Consider the following 1,075-nt stretch of genomic DNA (forward strand, 5'->3'; position numbering starts at 1 on the left):
CTAGGTGGCTGGTGTCGAACGGGGTCTTGAGGGCGTTGACCTGGTCGATGTTGTGCCGACGGGCCTTGTGTTCGCGGTGCTCTCGTTGTGTGCGGTCAGCGGGGCTGGGCGCGATGGTGATCAACGTGACGCCTGCAGGAGGCGAGTGTGTGACTTGAGCGGCCGTCTGGCGGCCTGTCAGGCGGTGGCGGTGGTCCATCCGCTTGCGGTGCGGGCGATTCCGAGCACGGCAAGGCGTGCGAGGTTGACCGCGGCAGCCAGCAGGGAGAAGTCGGCGGCGACTTTGAGTCGACCGCGGACGCGAGCGCGGCGTCCGCCGTGGCGGCGGCGCATCAGGTGGCCGATCTTGCGTTCGACCTTGGGGCGGGTGGCGCGGTAGTCGGCCTTCCAGGCGGGGTCGGTCTGCCGGTCGCGGGCGGCGGCCAGGGTTGCTTCGTGGTGGCCGATGGTGATGGTGCGCCCCTCGACGGCGGTGGTGCACTGTGCGGCCAATGGACATATGGCACAGCCACGACCGAAGCCGGCGTGTCCGGCGTGCCGCCCGCTGCCGCTGCTGTGGGCGCGAGCGCGGATGGCGACGGTGACACCGGCAGGGCAGGTCACTGTCTGGCTGGCCAGGTCGATGGTGAAGCGGTCCTTGGGAAAGTGGCCTTTCACCGCCGCGGGCGGCTGCACCTTGAGTCCATTGTGGATGTGTGCGTTGTCCAGGCGCTCCAGCAGTTCCCCGGCCCCGTAGGCGGCATCGCCATAGACCGCCGCCCCATCGTCATCACTGGCTTCGACTTCGACTTCGGAGGGCAGGATGTCGGCGAGCAGGGACTCGGCGGCCTCGGCGTCACCGCTGTTGCCAGGAGTGACCCCGGTGGCGGTGATGATCTCGGAGTCCGGGTCGAGCGCGACATGGCCTTTGTAGCCGTCGAACCCGCGGGCGCTGGTCTTGTGCCCGTGCCGGGTCTCGGGGTCCACGGTCGAGATGACCCGGTCCGGCGCGACCTTGCGCGCGATCCGGAACGCACCCTCGGACTCCTCGGCCAGGTCCTGGCCCAGCGCCGTGGCCAGTAGTCGCGCCGCCTGC

Annotated in this window: 1 protein-coding gene; it reads right to left on the reverse strand. The window is 69.9% G+C overall.

What is annotated here, in order from left to right:
• Positions 1-177: 177 nt before the first annotated feature.
• Positions 178-1,075: transposase (locus FKR81_RS43095; protein WP_146361380.1), on the reverse strand; the 898-nt coding region annotated here is incomplete at its 5' end.

The organism is Lentzea tibetensis, assembly GCF_007845675.1.
Lineage (GTDB): Bacteria > Actinomycetota > Actinomycetes > Mycobacteriales > Pseudonocardiaceae > Lentzea > Lentzea tibetensis.